19 protein-coding genes and 1 pseudogene are annotated in these 19,349 nt (G+C 60.0%); 7 read left to right on the top strand and 13 right to left on the bottom strand.

Annotated elements, in window-relative coordinates; all coding sequences use genetic code 11:
* Positions 1–279: hypothetical protein (locus tag AC1DYX_RS00425; protein WP_477255155.1), on the bottom strand; the 279-nt coding region annotated here is incomplete at its 3' end.
* A gap of 317 nt (positions 280–596) precedes the next feature.
* Here AC1DYX_RS00425 and AC1DYX_RS00420 point away from each other — a divergent pair.
* On the top strand, positions 597–842 hold the full coding sequence (locus AC1DYX_RS00420) for a helix-turn-helix domain-containing protein (protein WP_477255153.1): 246 nt from the start codon (positions 597–599) through the stop codon (positions 840–842).
* Positions 843–1,172: 330 nt separating this feature from the next.
* Here AC1DYX_RS00420 and AC1DYX_RS00415 read toward each other — a convergent pair.
* Together AC1DYX_RS00415 and AC1DYX_RS00410 are read right to left on the bottom strand one after the other, a co-directional pair.
* Positions 1,173–1,304: pseudogene (locus tag AC1DYX_RS00415) on the bottom strand (IS5/IS1182 family transposase); the annotation flags it as partial.
* 134 nt (positions 1,305–1,438) lie between these two features.
* Positions 1,439–1,762, bottom strand: coding sequence for an MbcA/ParS/Xre antitoxin family protein (locus tag AC1DYX_RS00410; RefSeq protein ID WP_477255151.1), 324 nt, complete (start codon positions 1,760–1,762; stop codon positions 1,439–1,441).
* 171 nt (positions 1,763–1,933) lie between these two features.
* Here AC1DYX_RS00410 and AC1DYX_RS00405 point away from each other — a divergent pair, with 171 nt between their 5' ends.
* Entirely contained in the window at positions 1,934–2,380 is a 447-nt protein-coding gene (locus tag AC1DYX_RS00405; protein ID WP_477255149.1) for an antitoxin Xre/MbcA/ParS toxin-binding domain-containing protein, read from the top strand.
* 78 nt (positions 2,381–2,458) lie between these two features.
* On the opposite strand, the gene AC1DYX_RS00400 is transcribed toward AC1DYX_RS00405, so the two are convergent.
* Positions 2,459–2,797: a helix-turn-helix domain-containing protein gene (locus tag AC1DYX_RS00400; RefSeq protein ID WP_477255147.1), complete on the bottom strand. Its 339-nt coding sequence runs from the start codon at positions 2,795–2,797 to the stop codon at positions 2,459–2,461.
* Positions 2,798–2,885: 88 nt separating this feature from the next.
* On the opposite strand from AC1DYX_RS00400, the gene AC1DYX_RS00395 reads away from it, so the two are divergent.
* Entirely contained in the window at positions 2,886–3,302 is a 417-nt protein-coding gene (locus AC1DYX_RS00395) for a hypothetical protein (protein WP_477255145.1), read from the top strand.
* A gap of 115 nt (positions 3,303–3,417) precedes the next feature.
* Positions 3,418–4,134, top strand: a complete 717-nt coding sequence (locus AC1DYX_RS00390) for a YkgJ family cysteine cluster protein (protein ID WP_477255143.1) — start codon at positions 3,418–3,420, stop codon at positions 4,132–4,134.
* A gap of 110 nt (positions 4,135–4,244) precedes the next feature.
* Here the strand turns inward: AC1DYX_RS00390 and AC1DYX_RS00385 are convergent, their stop codons facing one another.
* The 7 genes from AC1DYX_RS00385 to tssF all read right to left on the bottom strand — a co-directional run bounded on the left by AC1DYX_RS00385 (position 4,245) and on the right by tssF (position 15,144).
* Entirely contained in the window at positions 4,245–4,499 is a 255-nt protein-coding gene (locus tag AC1DYX_RS00385) for a PAAR domain-containing protein (protein ID WP_477255141.1), read from the bottom strand.
* Positions 4,500–4,540: 41 nt separating this feature from the next.
* The gene (locus AC1DYX_RS00380; protein ID WP_477255139.1) at positions 4,541–5,626 is read right to left on the bottom strand and encodes an SEL1-like repeat protein; all 1,086 of its coding nucleotides are present in this window, start codon (positions 5,624–5,626) and stop codon (positions 4,541–4,543) included.
* A 113-nt stretch (positions 5,627–5,739) separates the two neighbouring features.
* The gene (locus tag AC1DYX_RS00375) at positions 5,740–7,368 is read right to left on the bottom strand and encodes an SEL1-like repeat protein (RefSeq protein WP_477255137.1); all 1,629 of its coding nucleotides are present in this window, start codon (positions 7,366–7,368) and stop codon (positions 5,740–5,742) included.
* Positions 7,369–7,370: 2 nt separating this feature from the next.
* A complete protein-coding gene (locus AC1DYX_RS00370) occupies positions 7,371–9,401 on the bottom strand; it encodes a phospholipase D-like domain-containing protein (RefSeq protein WP_477255135.1) in 2,031 nt (676 codons plus the stop codon).
* Positions 9,402–9,435: 34 nt separating this feature from the next.
* The gene (locus AC1DYX_RS00365; protein WP_477255133.1) at positions 9,436–12,222 is read right to left on the bottom strand and encodes a type VI secretion system Vgr family protein; all 2,787 of its coding nucleotides are present in this window, start codon (positions 12,220–12,222) and stop codon (positions 9,436–9,438) included.
* Positions 12,223–12,307: 85 nt separating this feature from the next.
* Positions 12,308–13,321: a type VI secretion system baseplate subunit TssG gene (gene tssG / locus AC1DYX_RS00360; protein ID WP_477255131.1), complete on the bottom strand. Its 1,014-nt coding sequence runs from the start codon at positions 13,319–13,321 to the stop codon at positions 12,308–12,310.
* Entirely contained in the window at positions 13,318–15,144 is a 1,827-nt protein-coding gene (gene tssF, locus AC1DYX_RS00355; protein WP_477255129.1) for a type VI secretion system baseplate subunit TssF, read from the bottom strand. The genes tssG and tssF overlap by 4 nt, the downstream gene beginning before the upstream one ends.
* 134 nt (positions 15,145–15,278) lie before the next feature.
* Between tssF and tssK the strand changes: the two genes are divergently transcribed.
* A complete protein-coding gene (gene tssK, locus AC1DYX_RS00350; RefSeq protein WP_477255127.1) occupies positions 15,279–16,646 on the top strand; it encodes a type VI secretion system baseplate subunit TssK in 1,368 nt (455 codons plus the stop codon).
* A 10-nt stretch (positions 16,647–16,656) separates the two neighbouring features.
* On the opposite strand, the gene AC1DYX_RS00345 is transcribed toward tssK, so the two are convergent.
* Together AC1DYX_RS00345 and AC1DYX_RS00340 are read right to left on the bottom strand one after the other, a co-directional pair.
* Positions 16,657–17,529 carry a Kiwa anti-phage protein KwaB-like domain-containing protein gene (locus AC1DYX_RS00345; RefSeq protein WP_477255125.1) on the bottom strand — a complete coding sequence of 291 codons (873 nt, stop codon included), beginning with the start codon at positions 17,527–17,529 and terminating at the stop codon, positions 16,657–16,659.
* On the bottom strand, positions 17,529–18,032 hold the full coding sequence (locus AC1DYX_RS00340; RefSeq protein WP_477255123.1) for a hypothetical protein: 504 nt from the start codon (positions 18,030–18,032) through the stop codon (positions 17,529–17,531). The genes AC1DYX_RS00345 and AC1DYX_RS00340 overlap by 1 nt, the downstream gene beginning before the upstream one ends.
* Positions 18,033–18,288: 256 nt before the next feature.
* Between AC1DYX_RS00340 and AC1DYX_RS00335 the strand changes: the two genes are divergently transcribed.
* Complete coding sequence (locus AC1DYX_RS00335; RefSeq protein ID WP_477255121.1) at positions 18,289–18,558, top strand: T6SS effector phospholipase Tle3 domain-containing protein; 270 nt, start codon at positions 18,289–18,291, stop codon at positions 18,556–18,558.
* Positions 18,559–19,112: 554 nt separating this feature from the next.
* Positions 19,113–19,349, top strand: coding sequence for a hypothetical protein (locus AC1DYX_RS00330; RefSeq protein WP_477255118.1), 237 nt, complete (start codon positions 19,113–19,115; stop codon positions 19,347–19,349).

Below are 19,349 nucleotides of genomic sequence, written 5' to 3'. Positions count from 1 at the left end.
GTCGATCGACTCGGATTGATCACGCATCCGTTTCGATCCATACGTCACGCGGTCGCGGCGCTGTGGTTCGGTGGAGAGGAGCGCTTTCTGTGTTACTGCAAGCGCTGCAGCGTCGCAGGAAGCACATAGCGGCGGCTTCCATTTTGCCTCCCATCCCAGCAATGATCCCGTCGCGGGCGAATAGTCCCTGCGCGCGCCGACCTCGACTGCCGTCCCACAGGCATTGCATCGAAGATGGGGAAGGTAGGCACAGCACGCAGATTTCAACATCTTGATCATCTCGACGCGACTCAGCCCCGCGTGCGACTGCAACACGGCGTAAGGCTCGGCCCACTTCCCTGAATCGTCGATAGACCAATATCTCAGGCAGAGCGAATTATTCGCCTCGCTATCGGTGAGGAAACATACGAATGGTGTGTGATCTCGGAGCATTTCGTGAAGCTGGAGTGGAGAAGTACTGATCGGCACCGCTTGGCGGAGCTCGACGGCAAAGGCTAGAGGGCCTTTCGATAGAATACTCGAAAAATGATGACTATAGTCCGAAGACGTGATGATACCGCAGAGACATCATTTCTCCCAAATAATGGGAGAGGTCTTTGGATCCTGGGTTGGCCTTTGGGAAAGTGTTGCGCGCGGTAAGACGAGAGGTCGGCCTTACACAGGAGGAGCTTGCCCACGCGGCGGATATTGACCGGACGTTCGTCAGCCTGATCGAACGAGGGGAGCGCCAGCCGACGGTTCGCGTGATTTTCCGGCTGGCCGAGGCTTTGCGCGTGACGCCGTCCCGATTGATCGAGCTGACAGAAGGGCAGGTGCGGAACGAGATTCGTGAAGGGCCGTGACGCCTTGGGCTGCTTCTATTGCAGCAGCCAGAGCCACACTTCGCGTGAAGACCAGTAGCAGCCGGTAGCCATCCCGTCGATCTCGTTCCCGCAGCGCAGATTGCTGCCCCACCTGTCCCTGGATACGATGGCGATGTGCCCTTGCGGCCGGCCGTCACAATAAATACTGAAAAAGGAGACGATGCCGCGCCTGTTGCCGACGGCGGCCTCCGGTTTCGGGCCGCTGTCAAACTTCCCGGGCTCAGCGATCTGGCGCGCCAGCCAGTGGCTTAACGTATGTTGGCTCGTCTCGATCGCTCGTCCATTGTACTTGCGCGCCTTGATCTGCCATTTGCCTGGGGCTGGCACAGCCCAGTGCATGTCCTTCTCCAGCCAAATGAGCAGCGAGCCACGCGTCTTAAGTGGCGCGTTGTATTCTTTCCAATTGGTCGTTCGGTACTTCGGCTTTGCAGGCGCACTCAAGCCGTCAGTTTACCCGTGCCCCGCCTTTCACGCTGCCGGGGCGGATTTATGCAACAAAGTCGGCCATGTCCATTCCTCGTCGATGAGAAGTACCGCACGGCCGGGTGATCGCTTGGTAAAGAACGCCGGGTATGTCATGCGTAGGCACCTGTCTGCATCATGGCGAGAAGTCTCGACACTCGCTCCTGTCCTTCGATCGAAGTCATGTACTCGGCTGGACAACGTCCGCCCAGTGCCGGCATCGGCTGTTCCATCCAGTGGGTGAGCCACTGGTCCACGTCAAAGTCCGCAGCCGCAATCGGATCTCCCGATTCGGAAAGCATTTTCCGGATCTGATTGGTCAGCTTGACCACTGCAGACAAATGTTCCCGGGTGGGCGCAGTCCGGCGCGAGTTGTTCGGATCCGGCAGGCTCGTCCTCGGCTCCCCTGTTGAGTTGCAGCAGATCTCTCTTTTCATTAGCTTGCTCATCCGGAACTTCGACTAACGGCCCAACAATCGGTATCTACGATAACCGTAGAATAGTATAAACTACTCTCTACGTAAAACGAAGAATTGTCCATCGCTCGGGGTAAGCATTTCTGCCCTGGCAGAACCAAGGGGAACAATTTTGGAACTGGCTGATACAACATGAGCAACGACGAAACAGGCGGTCACGTAGCCCTGCCGGATAACCAGTTCGTGGCATTGTTGGCAAGGGTGGAGAGGGGCATGTATCCTACCCCCGCGATCAGGGCAGGATTTGCGGCATCGATTCTGTTGGACGCAGAACGACACTTCGGCATCTCCGCGGCGCGTATCCATGCCATTGTTGGCCTAACAGAGGCCGACGCACGCCACCTCATCGCGACGCGAGCGAGGCTGGATGTTGCCCAGTCTGAACGGCTCTGGCGGCTCGCCGATGTCGCAATCATGGCCAAGCGAGTATTCGAAAACGAGGCGAGTTCCCAACAGTGGTTGCGATCACCCCATCAGCTCTTTCGGGGACAGGCCCCAATAGACCAACTTAATACTCATCCAGGTGCTGTTGCCGTGTATCAGATGCTGCAAGCGATTATGGCAGGCGGTGCCGTTTGACGGCAGCGGGATGGGGCTGGGCTCAAGCCAGGACTGAGTCCGACATGGCGTAGAGCATTGTCCTCCGGCTAAACGGTTTCAATCCTGCGGCGGGGCCAATTCAAGAGCGGCTTGATAAAGTACTTTACGTTTCGAGACCGTCATTTTGGAGTACATCAGGATGATCTCGGCCAGCTTATCGTCTGGGCAGTAAAAGTAAGCCGGCGACACCTCCAGGACTTTCGCCAACGCTTCTACAAACTGGAACGGAGGCTCGTGGATGCCGCTCTCGTATCGGCTCATTCTGGCGCTGCTAGCTGACTCCTCCAAGCCCGCGCGCACGCCAAGTTCGTCCTGGGCCAGGTTGCGTCGCTGCCTGGCTTGGCGTAGACGTGGACCGAAGACTGGATTGGAGGATTTGACGGTGCGTGGAGGCATCCTACGATATTCGTAGAATCGTCTTTATTTTTCTCTACGAAAAACGCAGAATTTTCAAATGGCAGAATCTAGAGGAGCTGGAGTGAGATTGTTAGACGACCTTGGACATAAGGCGATGGCGCGTCGCCAGCTTCTCTACGAGCGCGGCGAGTTGCTCGGGGCAGAACAGATGTGCGAACGTCTCGCTATCGATGACGTCGCACTCCGACAGGCGGTAGGTGACGGCCGCATGTTCTGGGTCGAAGGTCCAAGTGGCGAACATTGGTATCCGGGTTTCTTTGTCGACCACGCGGGCGTACGACATGACATCGAACGGGTGGCGGTTGCCCTCAACCCTCTGCCGGGGGCAGTGAAATGGGCGTTCTTCACGACGCCAAAATATTCGTTGCACAGGCAGACGCCAGTCAAGGCGCTGCGTGGGGGCCAGGCGGCTTCAGTATTACGGACGGCCGTTGAGTTCGCCGAGCGCAATCGTGGACCGCAATCCACTGCAGGCCCCGGATAATGGTCTTGGGTCTGCGGAACACGTAGATCCGTCTGGATTCTGATCTACGAAAAACGTAGAATTCAGCGCATCCCGAGGTGCGGGACCGTGATCGTATGTCAGAACAAGGTGTTGAATGATGAACGTAGAAACCCTGGATGCAATCGAGAAGGAGATCGAAGCGCTCCTGGCAGATGGAAGTGATGAGGCCGTGCAGCGCGCCGAATACCTCGTCGAAGGATTGGAGAGACTTGCCGAGGCGAATAGACAGATGAGGTCCGAGCCCGTACAGAAGAAACTTCAGATTTTGATCGAGACAAACCCATGGATGGCGGCAGAGCCAATCGGGCAGGACATGGTGCGCATCGCGAATGAGAACGCCAGCATCAGGTCCAAACGAAGGAAGGTAATCGCCATCGCCAACCGGATTACCTCTGCGCTCGAGCCTCATGTCCCCTGCAAGCCAGGGTGCAGTCATTGCTGCCACATGAACACCATGATCTACGAGCACGAAGCCATTCGCCTTGCCGAGGTATCTGGGCGGAAGATGACGCGCGTGGCTTTCCGGTCGCGAGATCTGGTGGCCGCCGAAGGCGAGAAATTTAATGGCAGACCATGTCCGTTCCTCGTCAACGATCAGTGCTCCGTTTACGAGGACCGGCCACTGGTCTGCCGCACGCATCATTCCCTGCGAGAGGACGCGGAGCAGTGCAGGATGAATGTTCCGACTTCTCGGCAGATCAGGCCACCGATGTATGACCCGGACATTCTCGAGACACCGTATTTGGAGCTGAATGCTGTGTACAACCTGACGGAACCGTGGGGAAATATTGCTGAGTTTTTTCCCGATTGATACGAGCAGAGCGTTCGAGTTCAATCGTGCGGTAGGGGCACAATTTGATGGATTCTCAAATCTACGATGTGATCTGCGGTTGAGGGGGCGAAAGCGGAATTACCTGGAGATTACAGCGATGAAATCAGCTTCGCACCACATGCCGTTACATCGCCGTCGTAGGCATACGGTCGGCCCTCGTGACGGGCGCCAGCACCGTCCGGCTTGATCGGGAAATCGCCTTTGCACTTCGGGCACGTGGTCATGTCCCCGGCCAGCGCAGCTTCTACGCCCATCACAATTGTGCCGGATGACACGGCCGTGACATGTCCCCCGTGGTCGGTCTTGTCGTTCATGCGGATCACGCCGCGTCCCTGATGCTTCATGCTATTTGCTCCTTATGTGTTGGAAGACGAGCCGGCTCCCATCAGACGTGCGCACGCCCGTCGCGCTGCAACTCGACGCTTGGTGTGGATGCCGGCAGGCGGGGCGTGACGCCTTTCGCGGCCTCGATCAGCGCGTTCTTGTCTCCGTTCCACTGGGGAAGCGCAGCCGGCGGCAATGGAAGGATCTTGTCGAGGTTGGGCAATCGCAGATCCGGGTCCCACCGCAGGGCGTGGTTCAGAACTCCATAGCGCTCGGAACGCGCCTTGTCCAAATGCGGGACCAGCATGTCCGCAAGGTCGCTCGGGTGCTCGAATTCGATTGACAAGAACCGCGCACAATCTGCACATCCCAGCCTTATTCCCTGTTGAAGCGTCTGTAGCGCCAATGCCTTGGTCAAAGCGGTGCGCGGACCGGACCGCTTGCCGTCGGGCGAGCGGGGCCATGCTTGGAGATAAAACAGACTGTATGCTGCCGGACCGTACCCTTGGTCAAGAGAGCATTCGAGCATCTTGCTGGCGACCGGGATGTTGGCCCAGAATCCATCTGCCGGGCTGTCCCACGTCGCGGCCAGCTTGTCGCCCAGGTACGTCATGGCCTGGGGGCTGCCCATCTCCGCGGCCTTTTGCCAGAACGCGAAGGCTTTGGTGGCGTCCGCCCGCACACCGACGCCCTGCATGTAGTACGTCCCCATCCTGTCGTAGGCGGCAGGAATGCCCAGCTGCATTGCCTCCTCCACGAGCGCCAAGGCGTCATCCGGGCCGTGCGGCGGATCGCGTTTTTCCAGATAGAGGCTGGCCAGGTTGAGCATGGCTTTCCAGTGCCGCCGCTCCGCCGCGGCGCGCGTCAACTGGACGATCTTCTTGTAGTCCCGGTCTTCTTCCCACGTGTCGGGGTCCTCCAGCGTCCGGGCCTCGCGGAACGATGCGTCGGCCTGCACGTCGATCGGCGGCACCTTGGTCGCTTCGATCTCGCAAGTGAAGCTGGTCCGGTGTGGATTGAAGAGGGGGAGTTTTTCGTTTCGAGGCAACGCCTGCTTGGCCTTGTATTGATCGTGCGGCACTTTGAATCCCATGAAAAAGCAGACGGTAACGACCGCTGCAAGTACACCATAGGAGAGCTTACGCAAGTATGGTGCTTTCATCGTCAGCCCAATCGGTATGTGGCGCTGCGGTTGTCCGAGAGCGTCGGCAGGAAGCCCGCCATCGCGCGAGCCCCTGCGGCTTCATTCAGTCATGCCCCCTATGTGTTGGAGGACGGGGCGCCTTCCATCAGGTGCCACGTCAGTTCCGCGGGATCGAAAGGCGCCTGCTCGCCATGCCATGGATTCGGAAAATGCTGTCCTGCGACCAGCCACGCCTGGCGCCACGGCTGGTTGAGCGCAACGCGTGCAGGATGACGGGACGGAAGCCACGGCTGCCACACGCCTGTCACTGGACAGGGACTGCCGATAGCACATGAGAAGCGCGGCTCCGCCAAGGGGACTTCGCGCGTGATACCGGTCACAGCGACCGGCGCGACCGAGGGGGGGGCGCGGTGCACCGTGACGAAGCGCTGCCACACCAGGCTGCCGACCGGGGCCGCACCGGTCGAGGCAGGTACGTGCACTTTGTCGAAGGCCTCTCCCGGCCGGTACAATCCGGGCGGTATGCTCGCGAGGTGCGCCTGCAACTGCGCCGAACCGCCGGGCGCCGTTGGACCCCAGTATCCGGCGCACGGTGCCGTGCCGCTCGACGTCGTGTCGCCGCACGGACGTAGGTCGTAGGCGCCGTCGACATGCGCACGCCCGTCGCGCTGCGATGCGGCGCTCGATGTGGACACCGGCAGCCGGGGCGTGACGCCTTTCGCGGCTTCGATCAAGGTATTCTTGTCTCCGTTCCACTGGGGAAGCTGAGCCGGCGGCAATGGAAGGATTTTGTCCAGGTTGGGCAAACGCAGATCCGGGTTGGATTGAAGCGCGTTTGTCAAAACCGAGTAGCGCTTTGAACGAGCCTTGTCCAGGTGCGGGACCAGCATGTCGGCAAGGTCATCCGGGTGATCGAATTCAACCCGTAATTGGTTCGCACAGTCTGCACAGCCCAGCTTGACACCCTGTTGGAGCGTCTGCAGCGCCAGCGCCTTAGTTGCGGCGGTCCGGGGCCCGGACCGGCTACCATCGCTCGAACGCGGCCATGCCTGGAGAGTGAACAGACTGTATGCTGCCGGGCCGTATCCTTGGTCAAGAGAGCATTCGAGCATCTTGCTGGCGACTGGAATGTTGGCCCAGAATCCATCCGCCGGGCTATCCCACGTCGCAGCCAGCTTATCGCCGAGATACGCCATCGCGTGAGGGCTGCCCATCTCCGCTGCCTTTTGCCAGAACGCGAAGGCTTTGGTGGCATCCGCCGGCACGCCGACGCCCTCCATGTAGTACATCCCCATTCTGTCGTAGGCCGCAGGAATGCCCAGCCGCATTGCCTCCTCCACGAGCGCCAAGGCGTCGGCTGGGCCGTGCGGCGGATCGCGTTTCTCCAAGTAGAGGCTGGCCAGGTTGAGCATCGCTTTCCAGTGCCGTAGCTCCGCCGCGGCGCGCGTAAGTTGGACGATCTTCTTGTAGTCGCGGTCTTCTTCCCACGTGTCGGGGTCCTCCAGCGCCCGGGCCTCGCGGAACCATGCGTCGGCCTGCGCATCGATCGGCGGCACCTTGGTCGCTTCGATCTCGCAGGTGAAGGCGGTACGGTGCGGATTGAAGAGGGGGAGTTGTTCGTTTCGAGGCAAAGCCTGCTGGGCCTTGTATTGATCGTGTGGCACTTTGAACCCCATGAAAAAGCAGACGGCAACGACCGCTGGAAGTATGCCGTAGGACAGCGTACGCAAGTAAGGTGCTTTCATCGTCAGCCCAGTCTGTACGTGGCACTGCGATTGTCCCAGAGCGGCAGCAGGAAACCCTTCATTGCTTGTGATTCGCGCTTTGCTTTCAAGTTGGTCTTCATTCGCGCAATCCAGTCGTTGTAGGTGTCAGAAATGTCATCGCGTGTTCCACCTTTTCCATCAAACTCGCCGCCACTGAGCTGGCTGAAGATTCGTCGTCGCAAGTCGGTCGCGTGCCTGGTATCGTTCGTCGCAAAGTTGATCTCGCTGTCCACGGACATGCTGCGCTGGTTGAGGTTTGCGCTGCCAAAACTGATGAAGGTGTCGTCGATCAGCAGCATCTTCGAATGGATGTAGATTTCGCGATAGCGCATGCGGCGATCGGGTTGGCCGCTGGTCTGCAGCATCGAGACGGCCACCTTCAGACCATACTGTTTTTCCAGGGCGTCGATGCTGGGTTTGTCGATGCGATTGGCGTACTCAACGACTGCCGGCTTAGCAATGCCCACGCAGGTCGGCAATCCGAATTCGTTGTACGCCAGGCGCGTCTGCGGTTTCTTGTTTTGACTGTCGATGAACTCGGACTGCCCTGCCATTGTCGATTGCTGGCCGAGCACGGCGAGGGTGTCATAGGTGCGCGGTACCATCTGCTCGCGTTCAGGTACCGGTATCACGATGAACACATGCATGAGCGGCATATCATCTTTGCTCTTGCCCGCTTTCGCGGCGCCCGCCTTCCAGGCGGAGATGACGTTCTTGCGCGCCTGGATCAGCCGCTCGGACCATTCCTGGTACTGGAAATACTGGTTCTCGATGTAGAGATATCCGGAGGCGAGCGCCGCCTGATCGGTAGCAAGGAAGTACATTTCCTTGATAGTCTTGTCCTGCTCCTGCTCCTGCGGCTGGGTGCGAACGATCTGCACCGAAGAGTGCGACGCCTGCCGGACCTTATTCTTGATTGCGGATGGAATGTAATTCGGATCGTCGAAGTCGTAGCCGATCCGTTCCCAGGCACGGGCGAAATTCGCGTACACGGCAGTCAGTGCCCCACCTGAGTCGATGCGGCAGGCGTAATCCCGGTAGGGCTTGAACGTCCCGAACCCGATATATACGGACCGGTTCTTCTCGACCTGGATGGTCTCGCCGGCTTCACGCTCGCCGCCGGTTTCCCGGCGTGGATCCTCGATGAGATGCGATTCGGTGTCCCAATAATCCGTTACCGAATTCAGCCCTTTCACATATCCCACGGCCCGGGAGCCATCGTCCATGCGGTTGTAATCGATGAGAATCGTTTTCTGGTGATGGGTGCCGACCCTCACCATCCCGGTGCGCTCGACCTCCAGCTCGCCCAGCCCACCGGGCTGGTATTTTTCACTCGCCAGGCTCTTTTCGATCGAACCGGGATCCCCTGCACGGGTGCGGACGTGGACATTCTCCAACAGGCCTGCAAAGGCGGYCTTGTACCAGCTGTTGCAGTACTCTTCCCGTGCCAGCAGGGGAAGGTCGTCCGATGTCGCGCTGCGCCACCCGCTCGCGCCCTTGAACATCAGGTTCCTGCCAGCGGTGCTTTTGTAATAATGCTCCTTGAGCAGGGAGAGACTGCGCTGGGCCGAGATATTTCCGGCCTCGTTAGAACCGGTCGTTACTATACGCCATGGGTTCGTTCCGTGCGTATAGCCGGGCATGTTCTGCGTCGAGCCGCCGACCAGACTGCTATACCACACCAGCAGCCGAACCTTGACGCCGCGCTTGCCCGCGGCGATCAGAAGGTCGCCATATGTCTCCCCACGCGGCCACGTCGACCCGGTACGCACGAGTTCCATGCCAGGATCGAAACCCCAGGCAATGATGTCGATCGAATGTTTCGCGTTCCGGATGTGATTTGCGATGTCTTCGAAAGCTTTTTCCCCGCAAATGAAGATCGTGAGCTCATTGTTGTGGGTAACCGGGTGGGTCGCCGTGCGGTTCTCGAGGAACCACTGACCGGTGCTCTTCGCTTGGCGGCTGCGTTCATCGATGTGAACCTTCTCGGCGCGTGTGATCGGATCAGACATGTGGCTCCTTTCGGTGGAACTGCTGCTTCGGTTTTCAGTGATGTGCGCGGCTTGCGGTCGTTCCCTCGATCGCGCGTGCGCCCGCGTTGGACAACGTCTGCTCGCGATGCGTCTCGGAACCCGCCGGCTCGAACTGTGGAACGGCCGCCAGGTCGTAGACATGGCCATTCGGAAGCTGGACCTGATAGTTCGCAGGGCCCGCGTGGTGTTCGATTGCGATCCTGCTCAGGTCGTCGGTGATCCCGTCCTCCACCTTGGCGCCGCCCTTGAGCAGCGTGTACGGGATGTTTGACCACGGCCGCCCGCCCGCTGTGCTGTGCAAGGTGAACACCAGGTGCATCGGATCCTGCGGGGACTGCGGATCGGTGACCGTGATCTTGTGCTCGGCGGCCGGCTGAGGCATGTTCTTCGGTCCGAGCGTCTCGAGGTTGCCATGAAATTGCACCGGCTTCGACGTGAAGACCTGTACCAGATCGCTGATCTCGACCATGGATTCGGACCCGTGCAGTCGGATGCCCTTTTTTCCCTTCAAGTCGATCCAATCGGACTGGCTGATGAGCGAAAGCACCTTGTTGGCAATGACCTCGACGTCGTCGTCGTGCGCCTGAACCCTGATCTTGCCAGCGGCCGCGACCAGTTTCATGCCGGCTTTGTGCACGAACAGCCGGAAGGTCTCCTTCACGCTCGCGAAGAAACTCTCTCCTGCGGCTACCGACAGGTTGCGACCCGTCGTGAGCGCCGTATGCTGGTCGCTCGCGATATGGGTTGACTGCGCCGTGGTCGTCTCGATCCCGGCCGGGCTGGATAGCACCAGGTGCGGCTCGCTCAGCTCGGGAAATTTTTTTCCGGCGCCGAGGATGGCGTCGTTCTGCGCCTTGAGCGCGTCGGCCACGTCGTGCTGCTGGCCGCTCTCCTGCGCCAGGCCCTGCAGCGCGGCCGACGCGCAGGCGTCGTGCAGGACCTGCGCGCTCTTCAGGCGTGCCGCGGTCTCGCCCATGTCCTTGATGTGCGACTGCGCTTGCGTGCGCGGTTCAGTGGTGAGGAGCATGCCCTCGGCCGCGCGCGCGACCCCGTGCCCGTCCGTGCGCAGTTCCCACCCTTCGCCGCGCGCATCCGTCCGCCCGCGGTTGTCCTCGATCCGCGTGATGTACCCGAGCGAGAGCTGGCTGTGCAGATGATCGCTCTTGAGTTGCGCCTGGATTTGCCCGTTGGTGTCGTCGAGGATCAGGTGGTTGCTGCGCCCGCCCGCCGAGTTGCCGCCGCCAGGCGTCAATTCCCGGCTGCGCAGGCCGGACAGGGCCTGCTGTCCGCCCAGCTTCCATGGCGGCAGGTTGTCGCTGTTGAACACGCGGCCGATGATCATAGGATGGTCGGGGTTACCGGCGACAAACTGCACCGCCACCTCGTGGCCAACGCGGGGCAGGGCGATGAAGCCCAGGTCGTTGCCGGCCCAGACGCTGGCCACCCGCACCCAGGCCGAGCTGTTTCCGTTGCCCTTGCCGTCGCGGTCCCAGTGGAACTGCACCTTCACCCGACCGTATTCGTCGGTGTGGATGTCGCTGCCGGACGGTCCGACCACGATCGCGGTCTGCACCCCGGGCATCAGTACAGCATGGCTGTTGAAGCCGCGGCCCGGCCGCCAGGGGATGTCCTTGCGCATGCACGTGAATGAGCATGCGTACTCCGACTTTGCGTCCCTGCCGGCCTGGTAGTTGTTGCTGGCCTCGTGGACGGCCGACAGAATCACGTATTCGCGCCTGTCGATCGACGTCCTGGGCGGCTCGTCGTGGCGAACCGGGCGCGGCGCGCCGCTGAAGTGGCCGCCCAGCCGGAAGCTGCGGCCGGGTTGCACGGTGCGGTCGTTGCCGGACGCCTCAAAATACTGGGTTGGAGCGTCGCGTTCCTCCATGCGTCGCTTGGCGAGCTTGTCGCCGGCGTCGAACGAGGCGAACGTGTAGCCGCCGCTGTTTTCGTAGACTTCCAGCCGGGGAGCCGAGCCCTGGTCGTTTTTCGAGCTGCGCGTCTGCGCCTGCGGGCGCGGCCATTTGTAGTTGAAGCCGCCGATCGTGGTGCTGCCCGGTCCGATTTTCCTCACTGGCTGCCATTCGTGGATGCCGTCCGCCTCGCCCGAACCGGCGTTGCGTCGGAATGGGATCTCGTCCGGCACGTCGACGTTCCCGCCCGGCTCGATAGGCCGCTGCATCTGTGTCATGTCGCCGATCCGCAGCGTGTGGCCGTCCGCGCGGTGCTCGTACCAGTAATGCAGGCCGAGGTCTTCCCAGCGGCGGTGCAGATGGTTGTGGTCGGTCTCCTCGTACTGGATGGCGCAGCTGAGCGGCTCGTATTGATTGTAGAGCTCGAGTTTCCAGTCGCGCTGCGGGTACTGGTTGAAGATCTCCTCTGTGATCCCCATGACCGTCCGCTCCAGGAACACGGCGCAGTTCTTGCGCAGTTTGGTGAAGGCGAGCCACGGTTCCAGGACCATGCTGTACCAGGCATAGCCGCCGTCGGCCTTGATCAGCCGGAACTCGGTCACGTAGCCGTTAAAGTGGCGCAAGGTCCCGTCCTCGCGCACGAGGGAGACCGTGACCATCTTGCCCATCATGTTCTTGAGCGGGATGCGCGCGTTGTCCGACAGGACCTCGACCTTGTAGCGGAAGTCGCGCGACAGGCCTTCCTCGGCGACGAGCCTGTTGGCGAGCATGATGGCGTCGTCGGGTTTGTCGTCCCTTGGGAAGGCGAGCCGCAGTAGGCGGTTGTGTTGTTCGCTTTCCAGCGCCGCCAGTTCCCGTGTCGCACCATGAAATACCGCTCTTCTCATTTTGCCCGTCCCATGCCGTCTTCAAGAGACCAGAATGTAGAGAAAGAAATTGCCGAGGTATTGATAAAAGTCTGTGAAGCAAGCTCTACGATGGCCGCAACAGGTAGCGGACGTCGGCCGCCTTGCCGGATACGCCCAGGCGCGCGTCGAAGCCGATCCGCTTGCCCGGTTTCGCACCGCCGACGAGGTCCAGGGCCGCGATGTCTTCCGGCCGGAGCATCACGTGCGCCATGTACCGCAGCCCGGGGATGCCGACCAGCGCCAATATCCCTTCCAGCGCACGGGCGCCGGCCGTGCCGGGCAGAAAGCGCTCGAAGTCGGCCTTGCAGAGCGGCCCGATGTGCAGCGTGACGCCGAGGTCGTGCCGCCAGGCGCGCACGCCGAGTGCCCCGCTGTGGCCGAGCGTGGCATTGTTTCCGCCCATGCGACATTGCCGGTCGTCCGCGATATCGTCCCAGCCGCCGACGAACTGCTCGATGGCGATCGGCACGCCGAAGTAGTCCGGCAGGATGCAGGACAGGGCAGCCGCGGACATCGGCCGCTGCCGGCGCAGGCCGATGTAGAAGGCCATCGCGTCGCCATGCGGATCGAATCCGTCGCTTTCGGTTCGGGGCTGCGCGGCGGGGCGGGCGCCGAGCGAAAGCAGCAGTGGACGATATGGATCCTCACCGTCGACATCGATGGCGTGCTCGGGGCGGTACTTGGTCCACGCCCTGAAGAACAGCCCAATTACCCGGTCGCTGAACAGATCCAGGCAGGCACGGATCGATTCGTCCCCTTCGGCGTATTCGTGAGCCGCGATCCACTCCGTGTAATGCAGCGGTAGCGTGCCGTTGGCGCCTAGCAGGCCCATGAAAGCCGGCGTCATCTGGATGCCTGTTACGGTGCCGGGGGCTCGTGAGGCGTCGTCAGCCAGGTCGATGCTGAGTGACTCGATCTCGCTGGCTGGAAAGGCAAGGGACAGGCTGTTCCGGAAGCGCAGGATGTGGCGCAACGCCCGTTCGGGAGGAACACCTTCCCGGCGCAGCCAGATCAGCAGCAGGCGCAACGCTTGCATGAACTGGAAGCGGTACGGCGCCGCCGCCAGGCGCGCGATCACGCCAGGTACAGGTCGCCGTTGCGGGGCTTGCATCGCAGGAGTTCCTTGCCTGTTTGGTCGGACAGGACGACCAGTTGCGTAAAACTGTTGATCTGCACGTAAAGGCCGAGGAAGCGCTCGATCACGCGCGCGAAGAGCACCAGGCCGCTGCCGACGAAGCCGTCCTCATCGACCGTGATGCGCACCTCGATGCCATGCACGAGCGAGGCGCCGCGCTTGTTCCTGATCCATGCCGTGGTCGGTCGATGGGCCAGGCCGACGATCGATTCGATCTGCCGTCGGGTGGCGGGCGTTCGCGCGAGGTCGTAGAGGGACAGCATTTCGCGAAAGCCTTCGAGCCCTTCCTGCACGAGCGAATGGAAGTTCAGCGTCAGGTGCGAGAGCAGCCGCCACTGCAGGGCCGGCGTCGTGGCGAAGCGCCGGGGCGCGGTCGGCCTGCGCACGAACCTGATGTTGGCGCCGGATGCCCAGCCGATTGGTGGCGACAGGTCGCCTTCCGGTTGGCCGTATGCGATCCGGGACGGCAGGTCCCGGTTGGTGCACGTGAGTTCCGCCGACACGGTAGCCTGTTCGCCGCGGGACGGATCGAAATCGGCGTCGACGAACGCGATTCGGTGTTCGTGGCCAGCATCGAAGCTGTCGTCGCGCCGTACCACGTAGTAGTGGCCCCGCTTGTCCTTGCCCTGACCGTGGCGGAGGGAATAAAACGGTCGGAATTCGGTCAGGGACGTGCCCTGTTCGTCCTGGCGCAGCATCTGGACGGCATCGACGGTATGGATGTCGTAGGCCCAGGCATGCTCGGCGTCGGACAGCAGCGGATAGTCGGCCTGCTCGTGCGTGACGAGGATCGGCACGGCGCTCTGGCGAAACAGGTTCACGACGGGAGAGCAGCCAGTCAGGAAGTTTTTCGCGGACAGGGTCGACAGCAGTCCGGCCTCGTGCGAATCCGCGCGTACGTCGGCCAGGAACAGGTGCAGCGTGAAGCGGCGGCATTCCCCGGGCACGTGCGGAAGGATCTTCGCCAGGTCGATGTCGATGAAATTGAATTTCTCGGGGAACGTGAAGTATTCGGTGAGCAGACGGTAGGCCGGGTGCGAGCGCGACGAAAACGGTACGAGCGCCTCGTCGTCGGCGAATCCGACAGCCGCCACCGGTACACACGGCAGTCGCGTCCAGTCGCCGGCCTCGGTCTCGATACAGGCCGCGGCGACCCGGCTTTCCAGGATGTCGCGCGTGACAGCGACCACCGACGCCTCGCCGTCCAGGTAGACGCGCAGGGCCGTGTCCGTGAGGGGCGAGAAGCCGGCTTGTTGGTCGGCCGCCTCTAGGTCGATGTCCAGGCTGGCTCCGCAGCCTTCCTGCACGCGAATCGACGGCGGGACGGCCGGGGCTGGATTGAAGCAGACTTGCGGCAGCCGCACCGGCAAGTGGCGGATGTCGTAACACGTCCTGAACCGGCAAGATACGCCACCGACCGGCGCGGCATGCAGTTCGGTACCGCGCGGGATGACCAGCCCGGACTTCGCTTCGGCAGGGAGCCTGGCCTGCACGATCGCGCAGGAAGGGAAGGGCCGCAGGTAGTGCGGGAACAGGGTGTCGAGGAACGACTCGGTGAACCGCGAGTATCCATCGTCGAGGGATTTGTTGACCCTGGCCGTAAGCAGCGCGGTGGCCTGGATCAGCCGTTCGGTGTGCGGGTCGCMAACGGATCCGTGACCGATCTGCAGTTGCGACGCCAGGCCGGGATACCGCGTCGCGAATTCCGCCGCGCGCTGGCGAAGGAGGCTCAGCTCTTGCTCGTAATGAGGAAGCAGGTCTTTCATCTAGGCGTCGGGAACGTGGCCGAGAGCGTCATTATTGACAGTCGGAAAACACGCTGGTTGATTGGTCGCAAGATTTTTACGCCGGGCGGCGCGGATCATGATGGTTGAGTCAGTCATGAACCGGGAGCCGGCAGATGAAGACACCATCGAAGATCCTGTGGACGGAAGGGGTGACGCTGCGTCCGCAGCACTTCCAGCAGCAGGACCGCTACCACGAGGCGCGCGTGCACCGGATGGCGGCGGCGCTGCACCCGTACGCGTGGGGACTCACGGCGGAGGCGATATGGGACGAGGAGGCACTGGCCAACAACACCTTGCGAGTCGAGTCCCTGTCGCTGGTGTTCCCGGACGGCGAAACCTACGACGCGCCGGGATCGGATCCGCTGCCCGAACCGGTCGACCTTGCGGAGCTGCCGCCGAACGAGCATCACTTCACGTTCTACGCGGCGCTGCCTGCCTATCATTCCCATGGTGGGAACCTCGCCAGCGTGCGCGGACAGGACAACAGACAGGCGCGGTTCCGCCAACTCGAATTGGAGACGCCCGACCTGTACACGGAGGCGCTGGATTCCAACATCGTGTATCTCACCAAACAGGTGTGCTTGCGCCCGCACCTTGCGGCGCGGGCCGGACACGTGAGCGTTCCCGTCTTGCGGCTACGTCGTCGTGGCGGTGGTGGTGGTGGTGGTGGTGGATTCGAGATCGATCCGGCGTTCATTGCGCCGGGCATATCGGTCGCGGCCGCGCCCGCGCTGGCGCGGCTGCTGGACGCCTTGATGCAGAAGCTGCAGGCGAAAGTCGACGCGCTCTACGCGGAGCAGCACGAGCCGAGCAAGGACGTGGTCGTGCAAGGCGGAGACATGTCGTCGTTCTGGTTGCTGCAGACGATCAGCGCGGGATGCGCGTCGCTGCACCATCACGCCCAAGGTCACAGGTTTCATCCGGAACGCCTGTTCCACGACCTGCTCGGTCTGGCCGGCGGCTTGATGGCGTTCTCGCGCAAGGTCAGGATCAAGGATCTGCCGGCATATGACCATGAGCAGCCGGGACCTGTTTTCGCCAGGCTCGATGCCATCCTGCGCGACCTGGTCGACACGGTCGTTTCATCGAAGTACCTGTCGATCCCGCTGGTCCAGGATGCGGCGCGGCCTTCGTATTTCGAGGGCAAGCTGCCCGACACGATCGACCAGCAGACCCTGCTCTGCCTCGGCGTGCGGGCCGACGTGCCGGCGCTGGAACTGGTGGCGCTGGTGCCATCCCGCTTCAAGGTCGGCGCGCCGGATGATATCGCCCGGCTGGTCGCGTCCGCGCTGCCGGGCGTGGATCTGGTGCACATGCCGCAGGTGCCGGCGGCGGTACCGATCAGGCCGAACACGTATTACTTTGCGCTGCCGGGCAAGGGGCCGCTGTACGCAAAAATGTTGCAGGCGCAGGCCGCATCGGTCTACGTGCCGTCCGGGATTCGCGAGCTGTCGCTGGAACTGTTCGCCATGGCGCCATGAGGGAGTGATGTCAGACTGGTCGTTTTGAATTGCTAATAAAATTGGTATTGGAGAGCGGTGATTTATAATAGTCTTCGTCTAAGAACCGCAAGAGCGTTTTCAATGCTTTCTTGTCAGAAGGCATGACCAGTCGTTCCGCAGTCTCAGTTGTTTCAAAGTTCACTTGGATGCCAAACTCGCCGGCAATCCTTCGGATGTCACTTGGCGGTACTTTTTCGAGAATTCCGCTTTGCTTGATTAGCCAAAGTTTTCGACGCACCCAATTATCGCTTGCGTCTATTAAAGCATTTTGATCACTAACCGCAACCTGGGGAAGCGTCGAAAAATCTACGATGTCTGCATCGGTCGCTTCTTGATAATATTCGGTGAGATCGAATATGCGGCTGGCATGGAAAAAGCTGAAAAATTTCAAGCTTCGTCCCTCAAGCTTTGCGGAAATCTTGTTGTCTAGGGTAAGGCCGGTTCCTTCGATCTTCTTATAAACATTTTGAGAGTGAAAGATCGAGAAGCCGCTCCGGCTGATAAGTTTGCGACGATCAAAACTTTGCAGATACACGAAAATTGCCCCATCTTGACCCTGTTTTCCAAAGAAAAGAGCCTTGATTTGATCGAAATCTAATTGCTCCGGATCTGCGACGGGAATTGTGATCGGGCTGGTAATCGCAGCGGCTAAGTTGTCGATATCCTCGAACTCATTAATGACTAAGAGTTCATGATCATCAGGTTTGTATTTTCCATCAAATTCTATAACTTCGCGGTCAGAGTCAAAGAATTCTACCTGCGTCTCCAGGTATCTCGTTAACTCACCTTGAACTCCGTGATCGACATCAAATCTAACTATGCGCTGCCCGGGGTCTCGAGTGTAAGCAAAAAGCGTGTACATTAAGTTTCCAATAAAAKCTGAGGTGATAGTTGACGAACTTTTTTTAGATCGGATGCATTTAGCAATCGTCTCGATGTTATTAGGGTGTAAACGGTGCCGTTTGAGCCTTCAACTTTGTAGAAACGATATCGGAGTAAATGCAAGATCGGATGATTTGGTATGGCTTCAAGAAAGGATAGCAGCACTGCGGCCAAGAAGAACAGCAAAGTGAAATACTCTAGCTCATCTATCTTTGTTGCGACAGGAACGAGGTATGATGCAGCCATTACCACCAACACCCATTCTTGTGATTCAATCTTCTTTGCGCTAAAGGGTATTTCAGTCGATTTACGTTTTGCCGCTCGAAGTATAAGGAAAGGTAAAATGCACGTCAGCAGGCTGGCAGCGATATAAAGCCATGTTTGAGTATCACCTCCGTTGCGCCATGCATGACCAATCGCGCCGATGAGAATCGCCGGTGCTAAAGCGGAAACAAAAAGTACAGTCCTTAAAAACAAATTCATGTTATTGAGAAGATCCCATAGCTAAGAACTTTAGCGTGCATATCATACTTGTAAAAGATCAACAAAAATGCACGAAAAGTAACAGGTTAAGTAGATTGGTGCTGTATATAAACACAGTATATCCCGCATCGACTCAGTGGGCTTGCGTGCGGTTCAAGTGCGCGTGGTACGCGCGACACGGGTTCAAGCCGCAACGTCCTGGACGGGGTAATCGGCCTGCAGCGCCTCAATTCGGGCATCGCAGGGCAGCTTAAGGATGACTGCTCGCTCCTGCTTGATGCTCGCTTCAACCAGTCTGGCGAACTTGGTCGATTCCGTTCGCGAGGACTTCCCCAACATACCGCTGAGCGTCGTGGCCCATAGTCAACGCAACATGACCACGTTGTGCGCCATGCACTACGTGAAGAGCAGGGCGCGGGACACGCTAGTCCTGAACGGCGCGCCTTACTCGCTCGGCGCAAATATCACCAACTCGTCGTCCATGGCCTGCGGTTGGTCGGGCATGCAAGTTCTCGCTCGAGGGTGAACGCTCCAAGCCGTGGTGCACAAGCTTACAGCCGCCGGGAGTTGCTTAAACCATACTGAGACCGGTGTGATTTGTCCGTTGAGCGATGCCGCTCGTCAGGCTGCTGCACGCCTACTACACGGGTCGGATTGCAACGGAATATACCCGTTGATAGCGATGCTGGGGGAGAGAGCAACGGGAACATCCAGCCCCTTTTCCGCCGCCGTTGGTTGTCTTCTGGATGACTACCACATTGGACAACCCGTGGGTGACAGCTCGGCTTCGCATAAGCGATCAGCCAGTGTACGCAGGTTGGTGTCGTTTAGTTGAAGAATCTCATCGCTTCTTATGTTGAACAACTCGCGCTTCCACGGCTGGGGTAGCCATCTTAATTGGACAAGCGTTGTCACCTTCGATTGGACCTAGCACTGCAGCTGCAATCCGAACGACGGGCCAACCCGTTCTCCGAGAATGCAGACTACTTGCCTAAATTTTCGTAAAACCGGAATGCCATTTCGCCATCATTCGAGCAAATCCGCGTATAATTACACTGTAATCAGTCCACGAGGTACCTGATGGCTAGCAAGCAACCAGTAGAGAGAGCAAACAGACGTGCAAGACAAATCGCCGGCGCGCAGAAAGCGTTTCGGGATCGCATGCGAGAGACAGGCTATCRCCGCCTGCAGGCGTGGGTACCGGACGAGGCGTTCAACATGCTGCATAAGATTTGCGAGCGCGACAACCTCACACAGAGCGAGGCACTGGCCAGATTGATCGATTTGCACTATAAAATGTTGCAAGTGGAGAGCTAA

The organism is Massilia sp. P2_C2, assembly GCF_056404615.1.
The sequence above is the reverse complement of the archived record's forward strand: the minus strand, read 5'-3'. Positions and strand labels throughout refer to the sequence as shown.